Source organism: Rhodococcus sp. OAS809 (assembly GCF_040546695.1).
Taxonomy (GTDB): Bacteria; Actinomycetota; Actinomycetes; order Mycobacteriales; family Mycobacteriaceae; genus Rhodococcus_F; species Rhodococcus_F qingshengii.
This window is the reverse complement of the sequence record NZ_JBEPOI010000002.1, coordinates 815,303-832,897: the sequence shown is the minus strand read 5'-3', so window position 1 is coordinate 832,897 and position 17,595 is coordinate 815,303. Positions and strand designations below refer to the sequence as shown.

The window sequence follows — 17,595 nt, the reverse complement described above, 5'->3', positions numbered from 1 at the left end:
TTCAGCGCCCGGATCTGCCGGTGATCGAGGTTTACTCCCCCTCGAGTTCGCCTTCGGTTTCGAGGTACACCTGACGCAAGCCGTCGAGTGTCTTCTGCTCGGGGTGCTCCCACATGTTGCGCTCGGCGGCTTCGAGGAGCCGCTCGGCGATTCCGTGCAAGGCCCACGGGTTGGACTGCGTCATGAACTTCTGGTTCTGCTCGTCCAGAACGTAGGTCTCGGCGAGCTTTTCGTACATCCAGTCCGCGACCACGTTGGTGGTGGCGTCGTACCCGAAGAGGTAGTCGACCGTGGCCGCCATCTCGAACGCACCCTTGTACCCGTGACGGCGCATCGCGTCGAGCCAGCGGGGATTGACCACGCGCGCCCGGAAGACACGTGCGGTCTCTTCCGAAAGTGTGCGTGTGCGAACCGATTCCGGCCGAGTGCTGTCGCCGATGTACGCCTCGGGCGACTTTCCGGTCAGCGCGCGCACGGTCGCAACCATGCCGCCGTGATACTGGAAGTAGTCGTCCGAATCGGCGATGTCGTGCTCACGCGTGTCGGTGTTCTTGGCCGCCACGTTGATTCGACGGTATGCACTGCGCATGTCGTCGGCTGCCGGGATTCCGTCGAGCCCACGGCCGTACGCGAAGCCGCCCCAGTTGGTGTACACCTCGGCGAGGTCGTCGTCACCGCGCCAGGTCTTGGAGTCGATGAGTTGCAGCAGGCCGGCGCCGTAGGTTCCGGGCTTCGAACCGAAGATGCGAGTGGTCGCACGCCTGGCATCGCCGTGCTCGGCAAGGTCGGCCTGCGCGTGGGCGCGCACGTAGTTCTGCTCGTCCGTCTCGTCCAATGCGGCGACCAACTGAACAGCGTCGTCGAGCAGTGCGAGCACGTGCGGGAACGCATCACGGAAGAATCCGGAGATGCGGACGGTGACGTCGATGCGCGGGCGGCCGAGCTCTTCGAGATCGATGACCTCGAGGTTGACCACGCGTCGGCTTGCTTCGTCCCAGACAGGGCGAACACCGAGGAGCGCGAACACTTCGGCGATGTCGTCGCCGGAGGTACGCATGGCGGCGGTACCCCACACGGACAGACCCACCGAGCGCGGGTACTCGCCGTGATCGGCGAGATATCGAGCGGCGAGCGACTCGGCCATCGCCTGACCGGTCTCCCACGCCAGTCGTGAGGGAACTGCCTTGGGATCGACGGAGTAGAAGTTACGACCGGTGGGAAGCACGTTGATCAGGCCGCGCAGCGGTGACCCACTCGGGCCGGCGGCGATGAAGCCGCCGTCGAGCGCGTGCAGGACCTGCTTGATCTCGTTGTTCGTCTGTCGGAGGCGTGGAACCACTTCGGTGGCCGCGAACTGAAGGATCTTCACGACGGTCTCGTCGTCGCTGAGTTGTTCTGCCGCAGCGGGGTTCCAATCGGCGTCGTACATGCCGCGAACCAGAGCGTGCGCCTTTTCCTCGACGTCGTCGACACGGTTGCGGGACTCGTCGCCGTCTTCGCTGAGCCCGAGAGCTTCGCGCAGACCAGGGACACTCTGTTCGCCGCCCCACATCTGACGGGCACGGAGCATGGCCAGGACCAGTTCGATTTCGGCGTCGCCCTCGGGTGCGCGGCCGAGAATGTGCAGACCGTCGCGGATCTGGACGTCCTTGATCTCACACAGCCAACCGTCGACGTGCAGGAGCATGTCGTCGAACACGTCTTCTTCGGGACGCTCCGCGAGGCCGAGGTCGTGGTCCATCTTGGCCGCCCGCATCAGCGTCCAGATCTGCTGGCGAATGGCCGGCAGCTTGGACGGGTCCAGTGCGGAGATGTTGGAGTGCTCGTCGAGCAGTTGCTCGAGACGGGAGATGTCGCCGTAGCTTTCGGCGCGGGCCATCGGCGGGATCAGGTGATCGACGAGAGTCGCGTGGGCGCGACGCTTTGCCTGTGTTCCTTCACCCGGGTCGTTGACGAGGAACGGGTAGATCAGCGGCAGGTCGCCGAGGGCTGCGTCGGTACCGCAGTTGCTCGACATGCCGAGTGTCTTGCCGGGCAACCATTCGAGGTTTCCGTGCTTGCCGAGGTGCACAACGGCGTCGGCGCCGAATCCGCCGTTGTCCGGTGTTGCAGCGATCCAGCGGTAGGCCGCGAGGTAGTGGTGGCTCGGCGGCAGATCCGGGTCGTGGTAGATCGCGACGGGCTTTTCACCGAATCCCCGCGGCGGCTGGACCATGAGCACGATGTTGTTGAATCGCAGTGCCGCGATGACAATTTCGCCGTCGGGATCCTGCGAGCGGTCGACGTACAGCTCTCCGGGCGCTGCGCCCCAGTGCCCTTCGACACCGCTGCGCAGTTCCTCGGGCAGGGTGGCGAACCATTCGCGGTACTTCGCTGCCGAGATGCGGATCGGATTGCCCTCGAGCTGCTCGGCAGTGAGCCAGTCGGGATCCTGTCCGCCGGCCGCGATCAGGGCATGGATCAGCGCGTCGCCGTCCTTCGCCGCCAGGCCGGGAACTGCGTCCGGACCGTCGACCGGACCGAGATCGTAACCGGCAGAACGCATTTCGGTGAGCAGGTCGATTGCGCTCGCCGGAGTATCGAGACCGACCGCGTTGCCGATGCGGGCGTGTTTGGTCGGGTACGCCGAGAGCATCAGAGCAACGCGACGCTCGGTGGTGGGAATGTGGCGCAGCTTGCCGTGACGGACCGCGATCCCGGCGACACGGGCGGCGCGCTCGACGTCGGGGACGTAGGTGGACAGTCCGTCGGAGTCGATTTCCTTGAAGGAGAACGGGACGGTAATTATGCGACCGTCGAACTCCGGCACCGCCACCTGCGTCGCGACGTCGAGAGGCGACAGTCCGTCGTCGTTCTCGTCCCAGGTGGCGCGGCTACTGGTCAGGCACAGCCCCTGCAGAATCGGGACGTCGAGTGCAGCGAGTGCGGCGACATCCCAGGCTTCGTCGTCCCCACCGGCGGACGCGGTGGCGGGCTTGGTGCCGCCGGCGGCGAGAACTGTCACGACCATGGCGTCGGCGCGGCGGAGCATGCTCAGAAGTTCGGCTTCAGCTGTTCGCAGAGATGCACAGTAGATCGGGAGCGCGGTGCCACCGGCCTCGGCGATCGCGTCGCACAACGCCTGGATGTACCGGGTGTTGCCGGCCAAATGCTGAGCGCGGTAGTACAGAACTGCGATGACCGGACCGCTCGCCGAGTCGAGATCGGGCGCGAAATCAGCGATGCCCCAGGAAGGCAGGTGAGCCGGCGGCTCGAACCCGTGGCCGGTGAGCAGGACGGTGTCGGACAGGAAGTGGTGCAGCTGTGCCAGATTCTGTGCGCCACCCTCGGCCAAGTAGTTGTGAGCCTCGGCAGCGACACCGGCGGAAACCGTCGAGCACTCCATGAGGTCGGCGTCCGGCGCGTGCTCGCCGCCGAGAACGACTACGGGGAGTCCGGAGGCGAGGACCATGTCCAGGCCGTCTTCCCAGCTGCGACGGCTACCGAGGATACGAACGATCACGAGGTCGACGCCGTCGAGCAAGGGCGGCAAGTCCTCCGAGACCAGCAAGCGTGAGGGGTTGGCCCAGCGATAGGAGACGCCGTCGCCGGCTTCCTGGCTGGCGCGGGCGCTCAGCAGATCGGTGTCGGACGTGGAGAGCAGAAGAATCACGGGTGAAGCCTTCCTGGGGTTTCGCGCCCCGTGGCACAGATCTGTCATCGACGGCGGTTGAGGGTCTGACTCGTGTTTCCGAGCGGAAACACGTCCCGCTCGAGCAACACTCACAGTGGCGCGACCGCACCGGACTTTCACCGGTTTCCTCAACTGCCGTCACTGGTGGTGGTGATGCTACCGGTCCGCAGAAGGCACTCATGACAGGTCGTACCCTGGAGCCATGCCCACGGACCGTTCACAGCCAGACGCGTGCCCGGGTGCACTGCAAGTTCACCACGCCGCCGACGGCGCACTGGCACGCGTGCGCCTACCCGGCGGACTCCTCACCCCCACCCAGTTGCAGACGCTCGCCGACGCGGCGCGCGATCTGGGCAACGGGCAGATGGAACTCACCTCGAGGGGCAACGTACAACTGCGCTCGGTCTCGGACCCCGAAGCCTTCGCGGCGCGTATCGCTTCGGCCGGTCTGCTGCCGTCCGCGACGCACGAGCGAGTGCGCAACATCCTCGCGTCCCCACTGTCCGGCCGTATCGGGGGCGTCGCCGACATTCGTGAACTGGTCCACCGTCTCGATTCGGCGATCCAAGCGGATCAAGCGTTGGCAGATCTGCCAGGGCGAACCCTGTTCACCCTCGACGACGGGCGCGGAGACATCACCGGGCTACGGGGCGATTTCGGTCTCCATGCGCGCAGCGCCACCGAGCATTCACTGGTGCTCGCCGGTCACCACACCACTCATCTCGTCCAGGCGGACGACGCCGTCGAATTGCTCCTCGAGGCGGCTCGATCATTCCTCGACGTTCGCGACAAGCACTGGCGCCTGGCCGAGGTTCCGGACGGAATCGAACGCACCCTCGAGCAGTTGGGTCTGAGCGCCGAGTCCACCGGTGCTGCGGACCTCACGCCGGATGCACGGCCTACTATCGGCTGGCTCGAGCAGCGCGACGGGACCGTAGCTCTGGGCGGCGGCCTGCGATTCGGACTGCTCGACGCTCGGCTGGCCGAGTTCCTCGCCGCCGTCGACAAGCCCGTCGTCGTGACACCGTGGCGATCGGTGCATATCTTCGACCTCGACGAATGGGCAGCCGAGCAGGTAGTCCGGGTGCTGGCACCCATGGGGTTGATCTTCGACGAGAACTCACCGTGGCTCGAGGTCACCGCCTGCACCGGAAGTCCGGGATGCGAGAAGTCGCTCGCCGATGTGCGCGCCGACGCGATCACCGCCGTCGAGCAGGCAGAACTTCCCGTTGTCGGGCGCCAGCACTGGGCCGGGTGCGACCGCAGTTGTGGACGTCCCCGCGGGGACGTAGCGGATGTGATCGCGACGGGTGACGGTTACCGGGTGAATCCGCCCGATCGGTGATGCCTCTATCGTGTGGCACATGATCGAGTACATCCGTGACGGCGCGGAAATCTATCGCCAGTCCTTTGCCACCATTCGGGCCGAAGCCGACCTGAGCCGTTTCCCGGCGGATGTCTCGCAAGCTGTAGTGCGCATGATTCATGCAAGTGGCCAGGTCGATCTCGTCGACGACGTCGCCTTCACACCCGGTGTCGTCTCGGCTGCGCGCGCAGCTCTGCGCGACGGCGCGCCGATTTTCTGCGACGCCCAGATGGTGGCTGCCGGCATCACGCGCAAGCGTCTGCCCGCCGGCAACGACGTCATCTGCACCCTCGGCGATCCGCGGGTTCCCGTGCTGGCGTCGACCATCGACAACACTCGCTCGGCGGCTGCTCTCGAACTGTGGGGAGCCAAGCTCGAGGGCGCTGTTGTCGCGATCGGAAACGCACCCACCGCACTGTTCCATCTCCTGAACCTCATCGAAGCCGGCGCACCCCGTCCGGTCGCCATCGTCGGAGGTCCGGTCGGTTTCATCGGCGCTGCCGAGTCGAAGGAAGCCCTCATCGAACACGCCAGCGGGATCGATCATCTCGTTCTCCGCGGCCGACGCGGCGGCAGCGCGATCACCGCCGCCGTCGTCAATGCGATTGCGAGCGAAGTCGAATGAGTGCAGGCAAGCTCTGGGGTGTCGGTATCGGCCCCGGCGATCCCGAATTGGTGACCGTCAAGGCCGCCCGCGTCATCGGCGAGGCCGATGTGGTTGCGTTCCACTCCGCGCGGCACGGCAAGAGCATCTCCCGCGGAGTTGCAGCGCCGTACATGCGCGAAGGACAGATCGAAGAACACCTCGTCTACCCCGTGACCACCGAGACCGTTGATCATCCCGGCGGATACCAGGGCGCGATGGACGAGTTCTACGAAGCAGCTGCCGAACGGCTGGCAGTTCACCTCGCGGCCGGTCGAACCGTCGCGTTGCTCGCCGCCGGCGATCCGCTCTTCTACAGCTCCTACATGCACATGCACAAGAGACTGGCCGATCGCTTCGACGCCGAAGTGATTCCCGGCGTCACCTCCGTCAGCGCGGCATCTGCTGCACTCGGAAAGCCGCTGGTCGAGGGTGAAGAGATCCTCACGATCCTGCCCGGAACGTTGCCGCAGGCCGAGCTGACCAGGCGGCTCAAGGAAACCGACGCCGCGGCCATCCTCAAGCTCGGACGTACCTTCCCACCGGTCCTCCAATCGCTCGAGGATTCCGGCCGCTTGGATGAAGCTCACTACGTCGAGCGCGCGAGCACCACACGTCAACGCGTCGAATCCGCTGCCGAGGTCGACCCGGACGGAGTTCCGTACTTTTCGATCGCCATCGTTCCGAGCCCGTCGAACAACCCTCGACCCGCAGCCGAGTCTCGCGGCGAGGTGGTCGTGGTCGGACTCGGGCCGGGCGACACCGCCTGGACCACACCCGAAGTGGCGCATGAGCTTTCGTTGGCAACCGACCTCGTCGGCTACGGCCCGTACGTCGATCGCGTGCCGACGCGTCCGGGCCAGCGTCGCCATTCCAGCGACAACCGCGTCGAAGCGGAACGCGCCGCGATGGCGTTGGACCTGGCGAAGAACGGCGCCCGTGTAGCTGTCGTCTCGTCGGGAGATCCCGGCGTATTCGCCATGGCTGCAGCAGTTCTCGAAGTTGCCGCCGAAGACCAGTGGCGCGGCGTGCCGGTCCGCATCCTTCCCGGCATGACGGCGGCAAACGCTGTCGCCAGTCGCGTCGGTGCTCCCCTCGGGCACGACTACGCGGTGCTCTCGTTGTCTGATCGCCTCAAGCCGTGGGATGTCGTCGCGCGCCGTATCTCGGCAGTTGCAGCCGCGGACATGGCGTTTGCGGTCTACAACCCGGCGTCGAAGTCCCGGACGTGGCAGGTCCAAGCCATGAAGGACCTCGTGCTCGAGCACCGCTCCCCCGAGACTCCCGTCGTCATCGGCCGCGATGTTGCCGGTGCCGAGGAATCAGTTCGCGTCGTGACCCTCGGCGAGCTCGAGCCTTCCGAGATCGACATGCGGACGCTGCTCATCGTCGGTTCGTCGATGACAACCGTCGTCGAAACCGGTTCGGGCCGTCAGGTGTTCACCCCGCGGCGCTACCCGGAGTGAACGCCGCACGGCGATAGCATGGCGTCATGCCCGTCAACCGGACCCGGAAAGCAAGATACGCGCGTAAACGGAAACGCCGGATGGATTTGGTGGAGCACGATCTGTCCGTCGAGCAGTGGTCCGCGCTCAAAGCGGCCTGGGGTGGCTGCGCGTACTGCGGCGAGTCGGACGAGTCGCCGCAACGTGACTGCGTGCTGGCGATCTCCCGCGGTGGGCGCTACACACTCGACAACATCGCACCGGCGTGCCGCTCGTGCAATGCAAGCAAATGCAACAGCGAGGTCACTCTCTGGTTGCGGCGCAAGGGGTATGACGAGAAGGCCTTCCTCCTGCGACACGCGGAGATAGGGATCGAGATGAGGGCGCAGTTCTCGGAGCAGTCGTGACGACCCCACACGAGTTTCGCCCGATCCTCGACGAGTTGATGGAGTTCGAACCTCTGTTTCACCGAACTCGAGTAGCGATGTCACGAGACGAGTTCGATGCGGTCGTCGACCCGCAGTTCCGGGAGATCGGAGCCTCCGGCGCTCGATACACCCGCGACTACGTGCAGTCGGTAGTTGAGCGCCGACGCCTCCGCGGCGAGGTGAACGACGCCGCCGAACTCGGGTGGACGGCCGACCGGCCAGCGCTGAGCCGGATTGCGCCTGACACGTATCTGGTGACGTACCGGCTGGCGCAATTGCAACGAGTTACCGAGCGATCATCCATCTGGCGGTTCACCGAGAATCGATGGAGCGTGTTGTTTCATCAAGGCACAGTCGTCGAAAGTGGTCTGGAAGCGTGAACGAATCGACCCCCAACCCCACCATTCCGCTTTGGATGGACATCACCTTCACCGTCTTCGTTCTTGCCTGGATCTTCATCACGATTAGCGCGCTCGTGGCGATCGTGCGCACCGATTTCGACCGCTTGGGGAGCAAATTCTGGTGGTCGGCACTGGTGATCGCGGTGCCTGTACTCGGTGCGCTCGTCTGGTTACTGTTCGGTCGACCCCCGCGTGACTCCAGGTCCCGAACCTGATCTACACCGACGGCCCGGCAGTAGTCTGAGTACGGTCCGGTGCTGTCACTCTGCGCGTATCAGGGGAGAACAACAAGATGAGACCACTTCGATACTCGATCAACGTCACCCTCGACGGCTGCTGCCATCACGAGGCGGGGCTTCCACCCGACGAGGAGTCGATGCGCTACTGGACCGCTCAGATGGAACGAGCCGATGCTTTGCTGTTCGGCCGGGTGACCTACGAGATGATGGAGTCGGCGTGGCGGCGGCCCGCAACGGGGGCGTGGCCTGACTGGATGGACGAGTGGGAGATCCCGTTCGCCGAGGCAATGGACCGGGCTAAGAAGTACGTCGTGTCGAGCACGCTGAGCGGGGTCGATTGGAATGCCGAACTCGTGCAAGGCGACTTGGGGTCAGCGATTCAACGGCTCAAGGAGCAGCCCGGCGAAGGTCTGTGGGTTGGCGGCGTGACACTCCCCCTGGCATTGGCAGACCTGGGACTGATCGACGAGTACGAGTTCGTTGTGCAACCGGTCCTTGCCGGACACGGACCGACGTTGCTCGCCGGTCTGCACGAGCGCATCCAACTCGAACTCGTCGATCGCCACGAGTTCCAGTCGGGTGCAGTCGCCGTGCGATATCGGCCCACTCAAGTACCGCCCCCAGGTCAGGTATCGGACGGTTAGTCGACGCATGGCTGGACATGCGCGGTTGAAACCACATGTCGTCGCCTCAGGTCGGACACGAGAAAGTTTCCAGTCTTGTTCGATGTTCGGTATTGACCGGACACTCGGCACAGCACGAGCATTAGCCACCGAAGTCTCCGGACAACCCTCGACGAGATCGAAGCATCGAACTGGATCACGAACAAGTTCGTTCCGCCCGGCGGACCGTAAGGACCACTTGTCGCTATCGAACACTCTGGCCCCTTATTCCACGGGCACTGCACCTCGAGCTGTAAGCACCCCCGGTCGAGGGCCATGCTTGCGCGCACCCTCGCGCGCCTCAGCAAAAATGGCCAAGCTGGACGGCTACTAGCGAGCGAAGGATCGAGATCGTATCGGCGTCCGACACAGGCCGGACGCCGATACGAGTTCACGTCAGCTCACAGGAGCGCCACCGCTCCCGCCGAGGTGGCGGGCGAAGAACCGAGCCGAACTGTCGCGCTCGTAGTCGGGCACCGGATAGTGCCTGCCCGAGTAGGCGTGCAGCGTCTTCTCCTTCGAGCCGAAGGCATCGAACAACGCTATCCCCGACGTGCGGTCGTAATCCTTGTCGTCCCAAGGGATCCGGTACTCGACCGGGACCGCGAGCTTTCGTGCCGCTTCGATGAGGGAGTCGTCCACAAAAACTCCCCCGAAGCTCACGGCAGCGATCCTGGATTCGACCGGGGCCAACATGAGCCCGGTCACGACCCCTAGCGACACGCCGCCGAAGCCGATCGGAGCGTCGGCGTTGACGTCGGGCAGCGTTTGCAGAGCGTCGATGGTCGCCTGCCATTCCGGCACTGCACGCTCCGCCAACGATCGGTTGTACTCGACGACGATCGGGGCGATCGGCTCGTGGGCCGCCCTAGCCTGGTGGATCGCCTCGACCCACTGTTCGTCCTGTGTGTTCCGCGGGCGGTCGCCGTGTCCGGGCGCGTCGATCGCGGCGACTGTGAACCCGTGGGAGCTCACACTGTGGAGTGCGCTGGCAACCAGTCCTGGTGCCTTCTTGTGCATGCCGCCGGAGTGCCCGGACAGCAGAAGGGGTGATTCGACAGATCCGGACGCGGGTGACCAGAGCACACCGGTGATGTCGTCCAGAAGGAAATGGCGTTCGACGACCCCGTTCGACGTTGTCTCGGAAGTGAATTCGATGGTCTGAGAATTGGATTGCATGGTGTTACCTTTCGGGATTGCCTACTCGAGGCGCTCCCGGCGACACCTACGTCAATCGCCGATCCGTGAACACGAGTGGGAGCACCCACATGGTTACAGCGTTCATGGGTCTCACCTCCTGGCGTGTTGTCACGGTCTCGCACAAGCTATCAACCCCAACCGAAGCTCGTCCAATCATTTTCCGGGCCACTGATCCGACAGACGGCCCTGCCAGTTCTACGATCGTGTGTAGTAGATTCCAAATGACAACCAACCGGTCGTTATGAGGAGTCTGATGTCGGTCGATCCAGTTCTCGCGCAGTACAGCGACTACGCCTTCGCGTCGTCTTTCGCGATTTACGTTCTCGCCCTGGTTCTTTCCGTCGTCGACTTCTCCAGCACACCCCTCTCTGCCACGGTGCGACCGGCACTCGCACATGCCGGAAGTGCATCGAATCCTGCATTGCCCGGCCGGATCGCATTGCTGCCGAATCGAACCCGCGCCCATCGTGCGGGTCGCGCTGCCATGTCTCTCATCGTCGTCGCCCTGGTCCTCAACGTCACCGCGCTTGCACTTCGCGGCATCTCGACGCACCGATGGCCTCTCGGAAACCTCTACGAGTACGCGCTTTTCCTCAGCGCGGCATTGGTGGCATGCTGGCTGGTCATTCTGCGGCGGTACCCGATTCGATCGTTGACCATCTTCGTTCTGTCACCCACCGTGGTGCTTCTGTTCGTCGCCGCCGCAAGCATGTATGCCGAGGCAGCGCCGGTCGTACCCGCTCTTCGTTCGTACTGGATCGGCGTGCACGTCACGATCATCGTCGCCGCCTCCGGCATCCTTACGTTCGCAAGTTCGGTCAGCGCACTTTTCATGATTGCCGAGGTGGGCCCGCAGTCGAAGAAACGCGCGTTGCGTTGGATTGCGGCACGACTGCCGTCATCCGAATTGCTTGACCGCGTGGCCTACCGAACAACGGTCGTCGGGTTCCCGTTGTTCAGCATCGGGGTGATCTGCGGGGCGATCTGGGCGGAGGCCGCGTGGGGACGTTTCTGGGGCTGGGACCCCAAGGAGACGGTCTCGTTCATCTCCTGGGTTCTCTATGCCGCGTACCTCCATGCGCGCGCTACCGCCGGGTTGAAGAACATGCGTGCGGCATGGATCAATGTTGCTGCGCTCGCCACCATGCTTTTCAACATGTTTGCGATCAACTACGTCGTGTCGGGATTGCATTCGTACGCTGGATTGAATTGACGCCTACAACGGGTCAGACCCGCGATCGGGCGACGCTCTGGCGGACGGCACGGATGTAGCGGCGCGTGACAAACGCCTGTACTCGACGTCCGATCGGAGCGCCGAGACGCACCCACCACGTTCCGGGCTTGGAGAACGCAACGATCTCGATACGAACCGCTTGGCTGGCCTCGTCGAACTGGACGACAAACAATTCCTCCCCGCATTCGGGGTGGCCCGCGCGGGTTCCGTACGCGAAGCCCTTGCGATTGGGTTCGTCTACGACATAGACGATCCGAACGGGGATAGTTACCGGACCGAGTCCGAAGGTCGCATCCTGACCCGCCACGGCGGTCGGGGCTGCCGTCCGTACGGCCAGTCCGGCTCCGCGGTGCATTCCCCAATTCGCGACGGTTCGAGCGGCAACCTCGAAATCCTCCCGTCCGGATCCGACCGTCGCGCTCTCGTGAACGTGGTGATAGCCGGCGGGGAGAACGCCTGACGTTGCGCCCACCTCGAGGTACGTCAGCCCGCCCGGGCGGGACGCCATCATTGCTCGCGTCGGTGGCTGAGGATGTTGACCACGTGGCCGTCGGGGTCGGCAGCGAAGAACCTGCGGACACCCCACGGCTCCTCGGTGACGGGATAGACGATGGTGTCGCCGCGCTGCACCGCGGCCTCGTACGCCGCGTCGAGATCGTCCACCTCGACGGAGACGTCCGGTACTACGGGCGCATGAGCGTCGTGCGTCATGACGCTGATCTGCAATGACGGATCCGTCGGCGAAGCCAACGTCACGATCCACCCGTGATCCATGACAACTTCGAGGCCCAGCACTTCGGTGTAGAAGCGCTGCGCGGCCTCGAGCGAACTACTCGACAGATCCGAAACTATCCGCGTGACGGCCATGTCCCGCAGGCTACGCCGCCGCCGGAGTCCACCGCGACTTGACGAGGCGCTCGATGTCACCGGAAAGTTCGTCGCTGACGATCCCCGGAAGCAGGATCTGCCACATCTCGTCGACACGATCCGGAAGATCCGAGCGTCGGGTGAGAACGTTCGAAACCAGCTGTACCCCCGTGAATGCCGAGGGCATGAACCTGCCGAACGATTCTGCGCTGACCGATTTTCGGATTTCACCTTCCGCCTGAGCTCTGGCGGTGAGATCGGTGATTGCCGAGATCCATTCGGCGTACGGTTCCACCGGCCCCTCGTACGTGCTCAGTTCCAGCGTGAGGCGGATGCCCGCGCGAACGATCGGCTCGTCGACAATCTGGCGTGCCATTTCGTGCGTGAGCATGATCATCTGTTCCAACGGGTCCTTGCCCGTCGCGGAAATCGCCTGCACCGACTCGATCGAGAGCCGATGCTGTTCGGCAATGATGAATTGCGCGAGCTCGTCCTTCGACGCGAAATGGAAATACAACGCGCCCTTGGTAGTACCGGCCCCCGAGACTATGTCGGCCATGCTGGTGCTGCCGTAACCAGTCTTCTCGAACTGCGCGGCCGCGCCGGCAACGATTTGCTGCCGAGTCAGCTCGGCGCGTGCTTGCTTGACCACTGAATCCCTCTCGTCCTCCAAAGGCCCCCGCCCAGCAAACCCCACGGTTCGCGCCACACTCCAGCTATACCCAAAAACTTCACAATTGCCCCACATTACCAGCGCTCCTTCCATTGCTTCAATTACGAATGCAACAAAGTCGCTGGTCAGACGTCCGATTTAGAGGGAATCTCCTCTCCCCAACGTGCTTTCGTCAACCCGCGCACGGTCCACCAACTCTCCGACGAGGAGCGTCAACTCCATCATCTGGTCGGTGATTTCCTCACGCAACTGCGTTGCATCCGCCTCGGAAATCGCGCCGGACTTGGTATCGAAAGACATCAACAACTCGATATTGGTGCGAAGTGCAGTCAAAGGAGCCAGAAGGTCCTGGCCCGCTTCGGTGATCAGACTTCTCTGGCGTGCCCGCGATTCCGACAACGTCCCGAGCATCCGATTGAAACTGACTGTCAACGACGCCAACTCGTCGTCACCGGTCACCGGGATCGGCGCAAGATCATCCGTTTCGGCGACCCGCCGCGTCGCCGCAGTAAGTCGCGCGATCGGCCGTAATCCTGTGCGTGCCACAGCATCTCCGGCTGCGTAAGCTAGGGCGATTCCGGCCGCCCCGAGTGCCGCCAACACCACTGCCAGTCGCTTGAGTACCGAACGCGTCGGCCCCAGGGATTGCGCGACAACCAAAGTCTGGCCCGCAACCGAGGGCTCGACAAGAATTCGATACGCATCAACCGTCGCGATTGTCTGCGACGAATTGCCGTCTGCGATCGACCTGATGGCGTCTGCGCTCGTGCTGAACGGCGGCAGACCGGGAGTCGCCGTCACCAAGGCGCCGTCGGCAGTAAGAAGCCCCACCGCCTGGATGACCGCTGTATCCGCGCCGGCCGTCAATCCCAGAACCGGTGTGACACCGCCGAAATTGACGGTGTCGGTGATCGCGTCACTCGTGCGCTCGAGTTGCCGATCGACGTTGCCTTGCAAATACGCGTTGAACACTATGTACACCGCCGACGCCGACACGATCACCGCGATCGCCACCAGGCCTGCAGTCAGCAATTTCACGCGAGCATGGAGCGTCCGCACGTGAATTCCCGATGGTTTTCGACGGCTCATTCCGGGAACCGACACTCTCATGCGCGGTCCCGCAGTGCGGCGTCGAAAAATCCCAACATCCCTCCAGTATGGTCACGGAACCTTAGACGAACCTGAAGCGAACGCGATGTCGGCCTCACAGCGCCGTTCCACGACCGAAAGCCGTGAGCCAGTCCATCGCCTCGGCTTCGGTATCGAATGCCGGGACGGTCGCCGGGATCGGTGGTCGTTCGACGACGATCACCGGGATCGACAATTGCCTGGCTGCGGCGATCTTTGCGTACGTCTGCTCGCCGCCACTGTTCTTGGTGATCACGACGTCGATGCTGTGAGTTCGCATCAGATCGACTTCCGCTTCGATGTCGAATGGACCACGTGCGAGCAGCAATTGCGAGTGAGGCGGCAATGTCCCTGAAGGCGGATCGATCGAGCGCACGAGAAACGAGACGCTCTTCACGCGGTCGAACGCCGAAACTCCTTGCCTCCCGATCGTCAGAAAAGCGCGTGAGCCGACCGTCGGCACCAACTCTGCGGCGTGATCGAGATCGTGTGCCGGAAGCCAAGTGTCACCGAGTTGCTCGCGCCAGGGCGGGCGTCGGTACATGGCGTACGGCACGGAATTCGCAAGGCACGCTTCGAACGCATTCTGGGTGATGCGAGCGGCAAACGGATGCGTGGCGTCGAGCACTGCACGAATATCATTGGCCGACAACCACTCCGACAGCCCTTCGGCTCCCCCGAACCCACCGATGCGCACTTCCCCCTCCGGCCATCGAGGATCACGAACCCGGCCGGCCAGCGATGTGACAACTTCGAGGTCGGCCGAACCGGCCAACCGAGAAGCGATCACTCGACCTTCACCCGTGCCGCCGAGAATGAGCACGCGACGACGAGTACCTGTCGGGGTCAGTGTGTGCTTCTCTCACGCGCCGCCGAGTAGAGATAGCTGTCCGGGAATCCTTCAGCAGTCAACACTCGGCCGACGATCACAACGGCCGTCTTCGTGATGCCGGCTGCATGAACAAGTTCGACGATCGTCTTCAAAGTGCCTCGAACAACGATCTCCTCGGGCCGTGAGGCGAAGGCGACCACCGCGACCGGGCAATCCTCGCCGTAACTGTCGGCCAACTCGGATGCGATCTGTTCGATGCGATGAGCGCCGAGGTGAATCACCATCGTCGCGCCGCTGCGGCCGAGGGACCGCAGATCCTCGCCCTCCGGCATTGCCGTCGACAAGGTGGCGACTCGGGTGAGAACAATGGTCTGCGAGACGCCTGGGACAGTCAGCTCGCGCCCCAGCGCGGCTGCTGCCGCGGTAAATGCAGGAACACCGGGAATCATGTCGAAATCGACTCCTGCGGCGTCCAGGCGACGAGCTTGCTCTGCCACTGCACTGAAGATCGACGGATCACCGGAATGCAAACGCGCGACGTCCAGCCCAGCGGAATCCGCTTCGACAAGAATCGCGGTGATCTCGTCCAGGCTCAGCCGAGCAGTGTCCACGACCTGAGCTCCGACCGGGCACCACTCGAGCAACTCCGCTGGAACAAGGCTGCCTGCGTACAAGCACACAGGGCTCGCAGCGATGATGCGTTGCGCGCGGACAGTGATCAGATCTGCCGCACCGGGACCCGCACCGATGAAATGAACGGTCATTGTGTGGATTCCTCCGGCGTATCTGTGTCTGCGCCTGCAGACGGCTGACGTTTTGTGACGGACCATTGGACCACCGGAAGTTGCGGTCGCCAAACGTTGAACGTTCCCAACGGCTCGGCGCGCTGCACCTGAAAGCGTCGCAGCGTCCCACCATGGCGACTCATCCAGCCGAGCAGCAACGATTCGGACTCGGCGGTCACGGCGTTCGCGACCAGACGACCACCCACGCTCAACTGCTCCCAGCACGCTTCGAGCATTCCCGGTTGCGTGACGCCGCCGCCGACGAACACCGCATCGGGACGTCGAGTTTCGTCCGCAAACGCCTCCGGCGCGGCCCCTTTCACGTTCAACGCGGGCACGCCGAGATTGAGTGCATTGGCACCGATCTGCGACACGCGGCTCGCCACCTTCTCGAATGTTGTTGCAGTGCAACGTGGGTGAGTTCGCATCCACTCGATGGCGACGGTTCCCGACCCACCGCCCACGTCCCAGAGGTGTTCTCCCGGCGCCGGGGCAAGCGCGCACAACGTCAACGCACGGATCTCCTGCTTGGTCATCTGACCGTCGCCGACAAAAGCAGCATCCGGTAGCCCCGGGATTCGAGTCAGCCGCAAGAGAGGATCGGCCGCGATGCACTCGACGGCCAGAACGTTCAACGCGTCCACGTCCTCGTCCGCGTGATCCCACTCGTCTGCGACCGTGACGGTCCGCGATTCCCCGGCCCCGCCCAGCTGGGCCAGCACGGTCACGATCGATCGACCGAAGCCCGCGCCGGACAACAGACGTGCCACCTCCCCCGGTGTCGAGCGCCCGTTGCTCAACACCAGCAGTCGCGCACCGTCAGTCACGGAAGCCAATACTGTCGCCGAGTCTCGGTTGACCAGGCTCACGACGTCGATCTCGGCCGATGCCCATCCCATTCGCGCGCTCGCCAACGCCGCCGACGACGGGTGGGAGATCACTCGCACGTTGTCCGCGCCGAGCAGCCTGACCAATGTGACACCGAGACCGTGGAACATCGGGTCACCGCTGGCGAGCACGCATACTCTGCGGTCCGCGTTCTCGGCGAACATCGACGGCAACGCCGGAATCATCGGAGACGGCCAGGTCAGCCTGGTGGGCGCACGCCGTGCCCCGAGATGTGTCGCCGGGACCAAGTCCAATTGGCGCGGCGACCCCATCAGGACCTCCGCGCCCAGGATTGCGCCCTTTGCGCTCTCGGACAGCCCATCCCAGCCGTCGGCGCCGATGCCGACGATCACCACCGGGTGTGTGGTCATCGCGGCATCCGGCGCCAGATCGTCTGAGGCAGAAGCCGCATGACGAAGAACACCGGCTGCAGAACTCGCGGTACCCACACACGCGTCGCCCCGGAGTTCAGTCCCCGCACGACGGCGTCCGCGACCTGCGACGGAAGGCTCGACATCGGGGCAGGCGACATTCCCTTGGTCATCTTCCCGATGACGAACCCTGGCCGTACCAGCATCAACTGCACGCCCGAACCGTGCAGCGCGTCGCCCAGACCGCTGGCAAAACCCTCCAAGCCGGCCTTTGCGCTCCCGTAGACGTAGTTGGCGCGGCGAACCCGAACGCCGGCGACGGACGAGAACACCACGATCTTTCCGGTTCCCTGTCGGCGCATGATCTCCGCGAGGTGCGTGAGGATGCTGACCTGAGCCACGTAGTCGGTGTGCACCACCGCGACCGCATGCGCCGCGTCGGTTTCGGCACGCGCCTGATCGCCGAGAATCCCGAAGGCCAGCACTGCAATCGAAATCCGACCGTGCTCGGCGACTACGGCGCCCAGGAGGTCTCCGTGCGTGTCGACAGCGTCGGCGTCGAACTCGACGGTGGAGACTTCGACAGCGCCGGCGTTTTTGAGCATCTGCTCCTGCTCCGACAGCTCTCCGCTGCGTCTGGCAGCCAGAACGATGTTGCGGCCCGGCGCGAGCCTGACCCCGATCTCGAGGCCGATCTCACTTCGTCCGCCGAGGAGCAGTACCGTCTCGATGTCATTCACGTTCGCACCCGCAGTCACCG

Annotated in this window: 18 protein-coding genes and 1 riboswitch; of the genes, 8 read left to right on the top strand and 10 right to left on the bottom strand. The window is 64.1% G+C overall.

The window, feature by feature from the left end:
• Positions 1 to 31 precede the first annotated feature (31 nt).
• On the bottom strand, positions 32 to 3,652 hold the full coding sequence (gene cobN, locus ABIE52_RS06915; RefSeq protein ID WP_192712404.1) for a cobaltochelatase subunit CobN: 3,621 nt from the start codon (positions 3,650 to 3,652) through the stop codon (positions 32 to 34).
• Between the two features lie 39 nt (positions 3,653 to 3,691).
• A riboswitch (cobalamin riboswitch) is annotated at positions 3,692 to 3,824 on the bottom strand.
• Between the two features lie 51 nt (positions 3,825 to 3,875).
• Here cobN and cobG point away from each other — a divergent pair.
• From cobG to ABIE52_RS06880, 7 genes are all read left to right on the top strand, one after another.
• The gene (cobG, locus tag ABIE52_RS06910; RefSeq protein WP_042450957.1) at positions 3,876 to 5,018 is read left to right on the top strand and encodes a precorrin-3B synthase; all 1,143 of its coding nucleotides are present in this window, start codon (positions 3,876 to 3,878) and stop codon (positions 5,016 to 5,018) included.
• Positions 5,019 to 5,037: 19 nt separating this feature from the next.
• Complete coding sequence (locus ABIE52_RS06905; protein ID WP_192712403.1) at positions 5,038 to 5,664, top strand: precorrin-8X methylmutase; 627 nt, start codon at positions 5,038 to 5,040, stop codon at positions 5,662 to 5,664.
• Positions 5,661 to 7,148 carry a precorrin-3B C(17)-methyltransferase gene (cobJ, locus tag ABIE52_RS06900; protein WP_019748489.1) on the top strand — a complete coding sequence of 496 codons (1,488 nt, stop codon included), beginning with the start codon at positions 5,661 to 5,663 and terminating at the stop codon, positions 7,146 to 7,148. The genes ABIE52_RS06905 and cobJ overlap by 4 nt, the downstream gene beginning before the upstream one ends.
• 26 nt (positions 7,149 to 7,174) lie before the next feature.
• Positions 7,175 to 7,534: an HNH endonuclease gene (locus tag ABIE52_RS06895; RefSeq protein WP_076948440.1), complete on the top strand. Its 360-nt coding sequence runs from the start codon at positions 7,175 to 7,177 to the stop codon at positions 7,532 to 7,534.
• On the top strand, positions 7,531 to 7,935 hold the full coding sequence (locus tag ABIE52_RS06890) for a nuclear transport factor 2 family protein (RefSeq protein ID WP_192712402.1): 405 nt from the start codon (positions 7,531 to 7,533) through the stop codon (positions 7,933 to 7,935). The genes ABIE52_RS06895 and ABIE52_RS06890 overlap by 4 nt, the downstream gene beginning before the upstream one ends.
• The gene (locus ABIE52_RS06885) at positions 7,932 to 8,171 is read left to right on the top strand and encodes a PLDc N-terminal domain-containing protein (RefSeq protein ID WP_007729843.1); all 240 of its coding nucleotides are present in this window, start codon (positions 7,932 to 7,934) and stop codon (positions 8,169 to 8,171) included. Before ABIE52_RS06890 ends, ABIE52_RS06885 begins: the two co-directional genes overlap by 4 nt.
• A gap of 77 nt (positions 8,172 to 8,248) precedes the next feature.
• Positions 8,249 to 8,839, top strand: coding sequence for a dihydrofolate reductase family protein (locus ABIE52_RS06880; RefSeq protein WP_042450962.1), 591 nt, complete (start codon positions 8,249 to 8,251; stop codon positions 8,837 to 8,839).
• Positions 8,840 to 9,253: 414 nt separating this feature from the next.
• On the opposite strand, the gene ABIE52_RS06875 is transcribed toward ABIE52_RS06880, so the two are convergent.
• Positions 9,254 to 10,036, bottom strand: a complete 783-nt coding sequence (locus ABIE52_RS06875) for an alpha/beta hydrolase family protein (RefSeq protein ID WP_192712401.1) — start codon at positions 10,034 to 10,036, stop codon at positions 9,254 to 9,256.
• Positions 10,037 to 10,310: 274 nt separating this feature from the next.
• Here ABIE52_RS06875 and ccsB point away from each other — a divergent pair, with 274 nt between their 5' ends.
• Entirely contained in the window at positions 10,311 to 11,270 is a 960-nt protein-coding gene (gene ccsB, locus ABIE52_RS06870; RefSeq protein ID WP_007729846.1) for a c-type cytochrome biogenesis protein CcsB, read from the top strand.
• Between the two features lie 13 nt (positions 11,271 to 11,283).
• Here ccsB and ABIE52_RS06865 read toward each other — a convergent pair whose 3' ends face one another.
• The 8 genes from ABIE52_RS06865 to dprE2 form a co-directional block, all read right to left on the bottom strand.
• Positions 11,284 to 11,799, bottom strand: coding sequence for a DUF1990 domain-containing protein (locus ABIE52_RS06865; protein ID WP_007729847.1), 516 nt, complete (start codon positions 11,797 to 11,799; stop codon positions 11,284 to 11,286).
• A complete protein-coding gene (locus ABIE52_RS06860; RefSeq protein ID WP_007729848.1) occupies positions 11,799 to 12,158 on the bottom strand; it encodes a VOC family protein in 360 nt (119 codons plus the stop codon). Before ABIE52_RS06860 ends, ABIE52_RS06865 begins: the two co-directional genes overlap by 1 nt.
• Positions 12,159 to 12,168: 10 nt before the next feature.
• Positions 12,169 to 12,810, bottom strand: a complete 642-nt coding sequence (locus tag ABIE52_RS06855; protein WP_019748499.1) for a ScbR family autoregulator-binding transcription factor — start codon at positions 12,808 to 12,810, stop codon at positions 12,169 to 12,171.
• Between the two features lie 159 nt (positions 12,811 to 12,969).
• Positions 12,970 to 13,890 (bottom strand): HAMP domain-containing protein, encoded by a 921-nt coding sequence (locus tag ABIE52_RS06850; protein WP_007729850.1) that lies wholly within the window; start codon positions 13,888 to 13,890, stop codon positions 12,970 to 12,972.
• A 145-nt stretch (positions 13,891 to 14,035) separates the two neighbouring features.
• Positions 14,036 to 14,782, bottom strand: coding sequence for a cobalt-precorrin-6A reductase (locus ABIE52_RS06845; protein ID WP_192712400.1), 747 nt, complete (start codon positions 14,780 to 14,782; stop codon positions 14,036 to 14,038).
• A gap of 23 nt (positions 14,783 to 14,805) precedes the next feature.
• Positions 14,806 to 15,555 (bottom strand): precorrin-4 C(11)-methyltransferase, encoded by a 750-nt coding sequence (gene cobM / locus ABIE52_RS06840; RefSeq protein WP_192712399.1) that lies wholly within the window; start codon positions 15,553 to 15,555, stop codon positions 14,806 to 14,808.
• Positions 15,552 to 16,835: a precorrin-6y C5,15-methyltransferase (decarboxylating) subunit CbiE gene (gene cbiE / locus ABIE52_RS06835; protein WP_192712398.1), complete on the bottom strand. Its 1,284-nt coding sequence runs from the start codon at positions 16,833 to 16,835 to the stop codon at positions 15,552 to 15,554. Before cbiE ends, cobM begins: the two co-directional genes overlap by 4 nt.
• Entirely contained in the window at positions 16,832 to 17,593 is a 762-nt protein-coding gene (dprE2, locus tag ABIE52_RS06830) for a decaprenylphospho-beta-D-erythro-pentofuranosid-2-ulose 2-reductase (protein WP_192712397.1), read from the bottom strand. Before dprE2 ends, cbiE begins: the two co-directional genes overlap by 4 nt.
• Positions 17,594 to 17,595: the final 2 nt, after the last annotated feature.

Coding starts and splice junctions, on each gene's coding strand:
- cobG (WP_042450957.1), top strand. CDS start 3,876: ATGCCCACGGACCGTTCACAGCCAGACGCGTGCCCGGGTGCACTGCAA.
- ABIE52_RS06905 (WP_192712403.1), top strand. CDS start 5,038: ATGATCGAGTACATCCGTGACGGCGCGGAAATCTATCGCCAGTCCTTT.
- cobJ (WP_019748489.1), top strand. CDS start 5,661: ATGAGTGCAGGCAAGCTCTGGGGTGTCGGTATCGGCCCCGGCGATCCC.
- ABIE52_RS06895 (WP_076948440.1), top strand. CDS start 7,175: ATGCCCGTCAACCGGACCCGGAAAGCAAGATACGCGCGTAAACGGAAA.
- ABIE52_RS06880 (WP_042450962.1), top strand. CDS start 8,249: ATGAGACCACTTCGATACTCGATCAACGTCACCCTCGACGGCTGCTGC.
- ABIE52_RS06875 (WP_192712401.1), bottom strand. CDS start 10,036: ATGCAATCCAATTCTCAGACCATCGAATTCACTTCCGAGACAACGTCG.
- ccsB (WP_007729846.1), top strand. CDS start 10,311: ATGTCGGTCGATCCAGTTCTCGCGCAGTACAGCGACTACGCCTTCGCG.
- ABIE52_RS06865 (WP_007729847.1), bottom strand. CDS start 11,799: ATGGCGTCCCGCCCGGGCGGGCTGACGTACCTCGAGGTGGGCGCAACG.
- ABIE52_RS06860 (WP_007729848.1), bottom strand. CDS start 12,158: ATGGCCGTCACGCGGATAGTTTCGGATCTGTCGAGTAGTTCGCTCGAG.
- cobM (WP_192712399.1), bottom strand. CDS start 15,555: ATGACCGTTCATTTCATCGGTGCGGGTCCCGGTGCGGCAGATCTGATC.
- cbiE (WP_192712398.1), bottom strand. CDS start 16,835: ATGACCACACACCCGGTGGTGATCGTCGGCATCGGCGCCGACGGCTGG.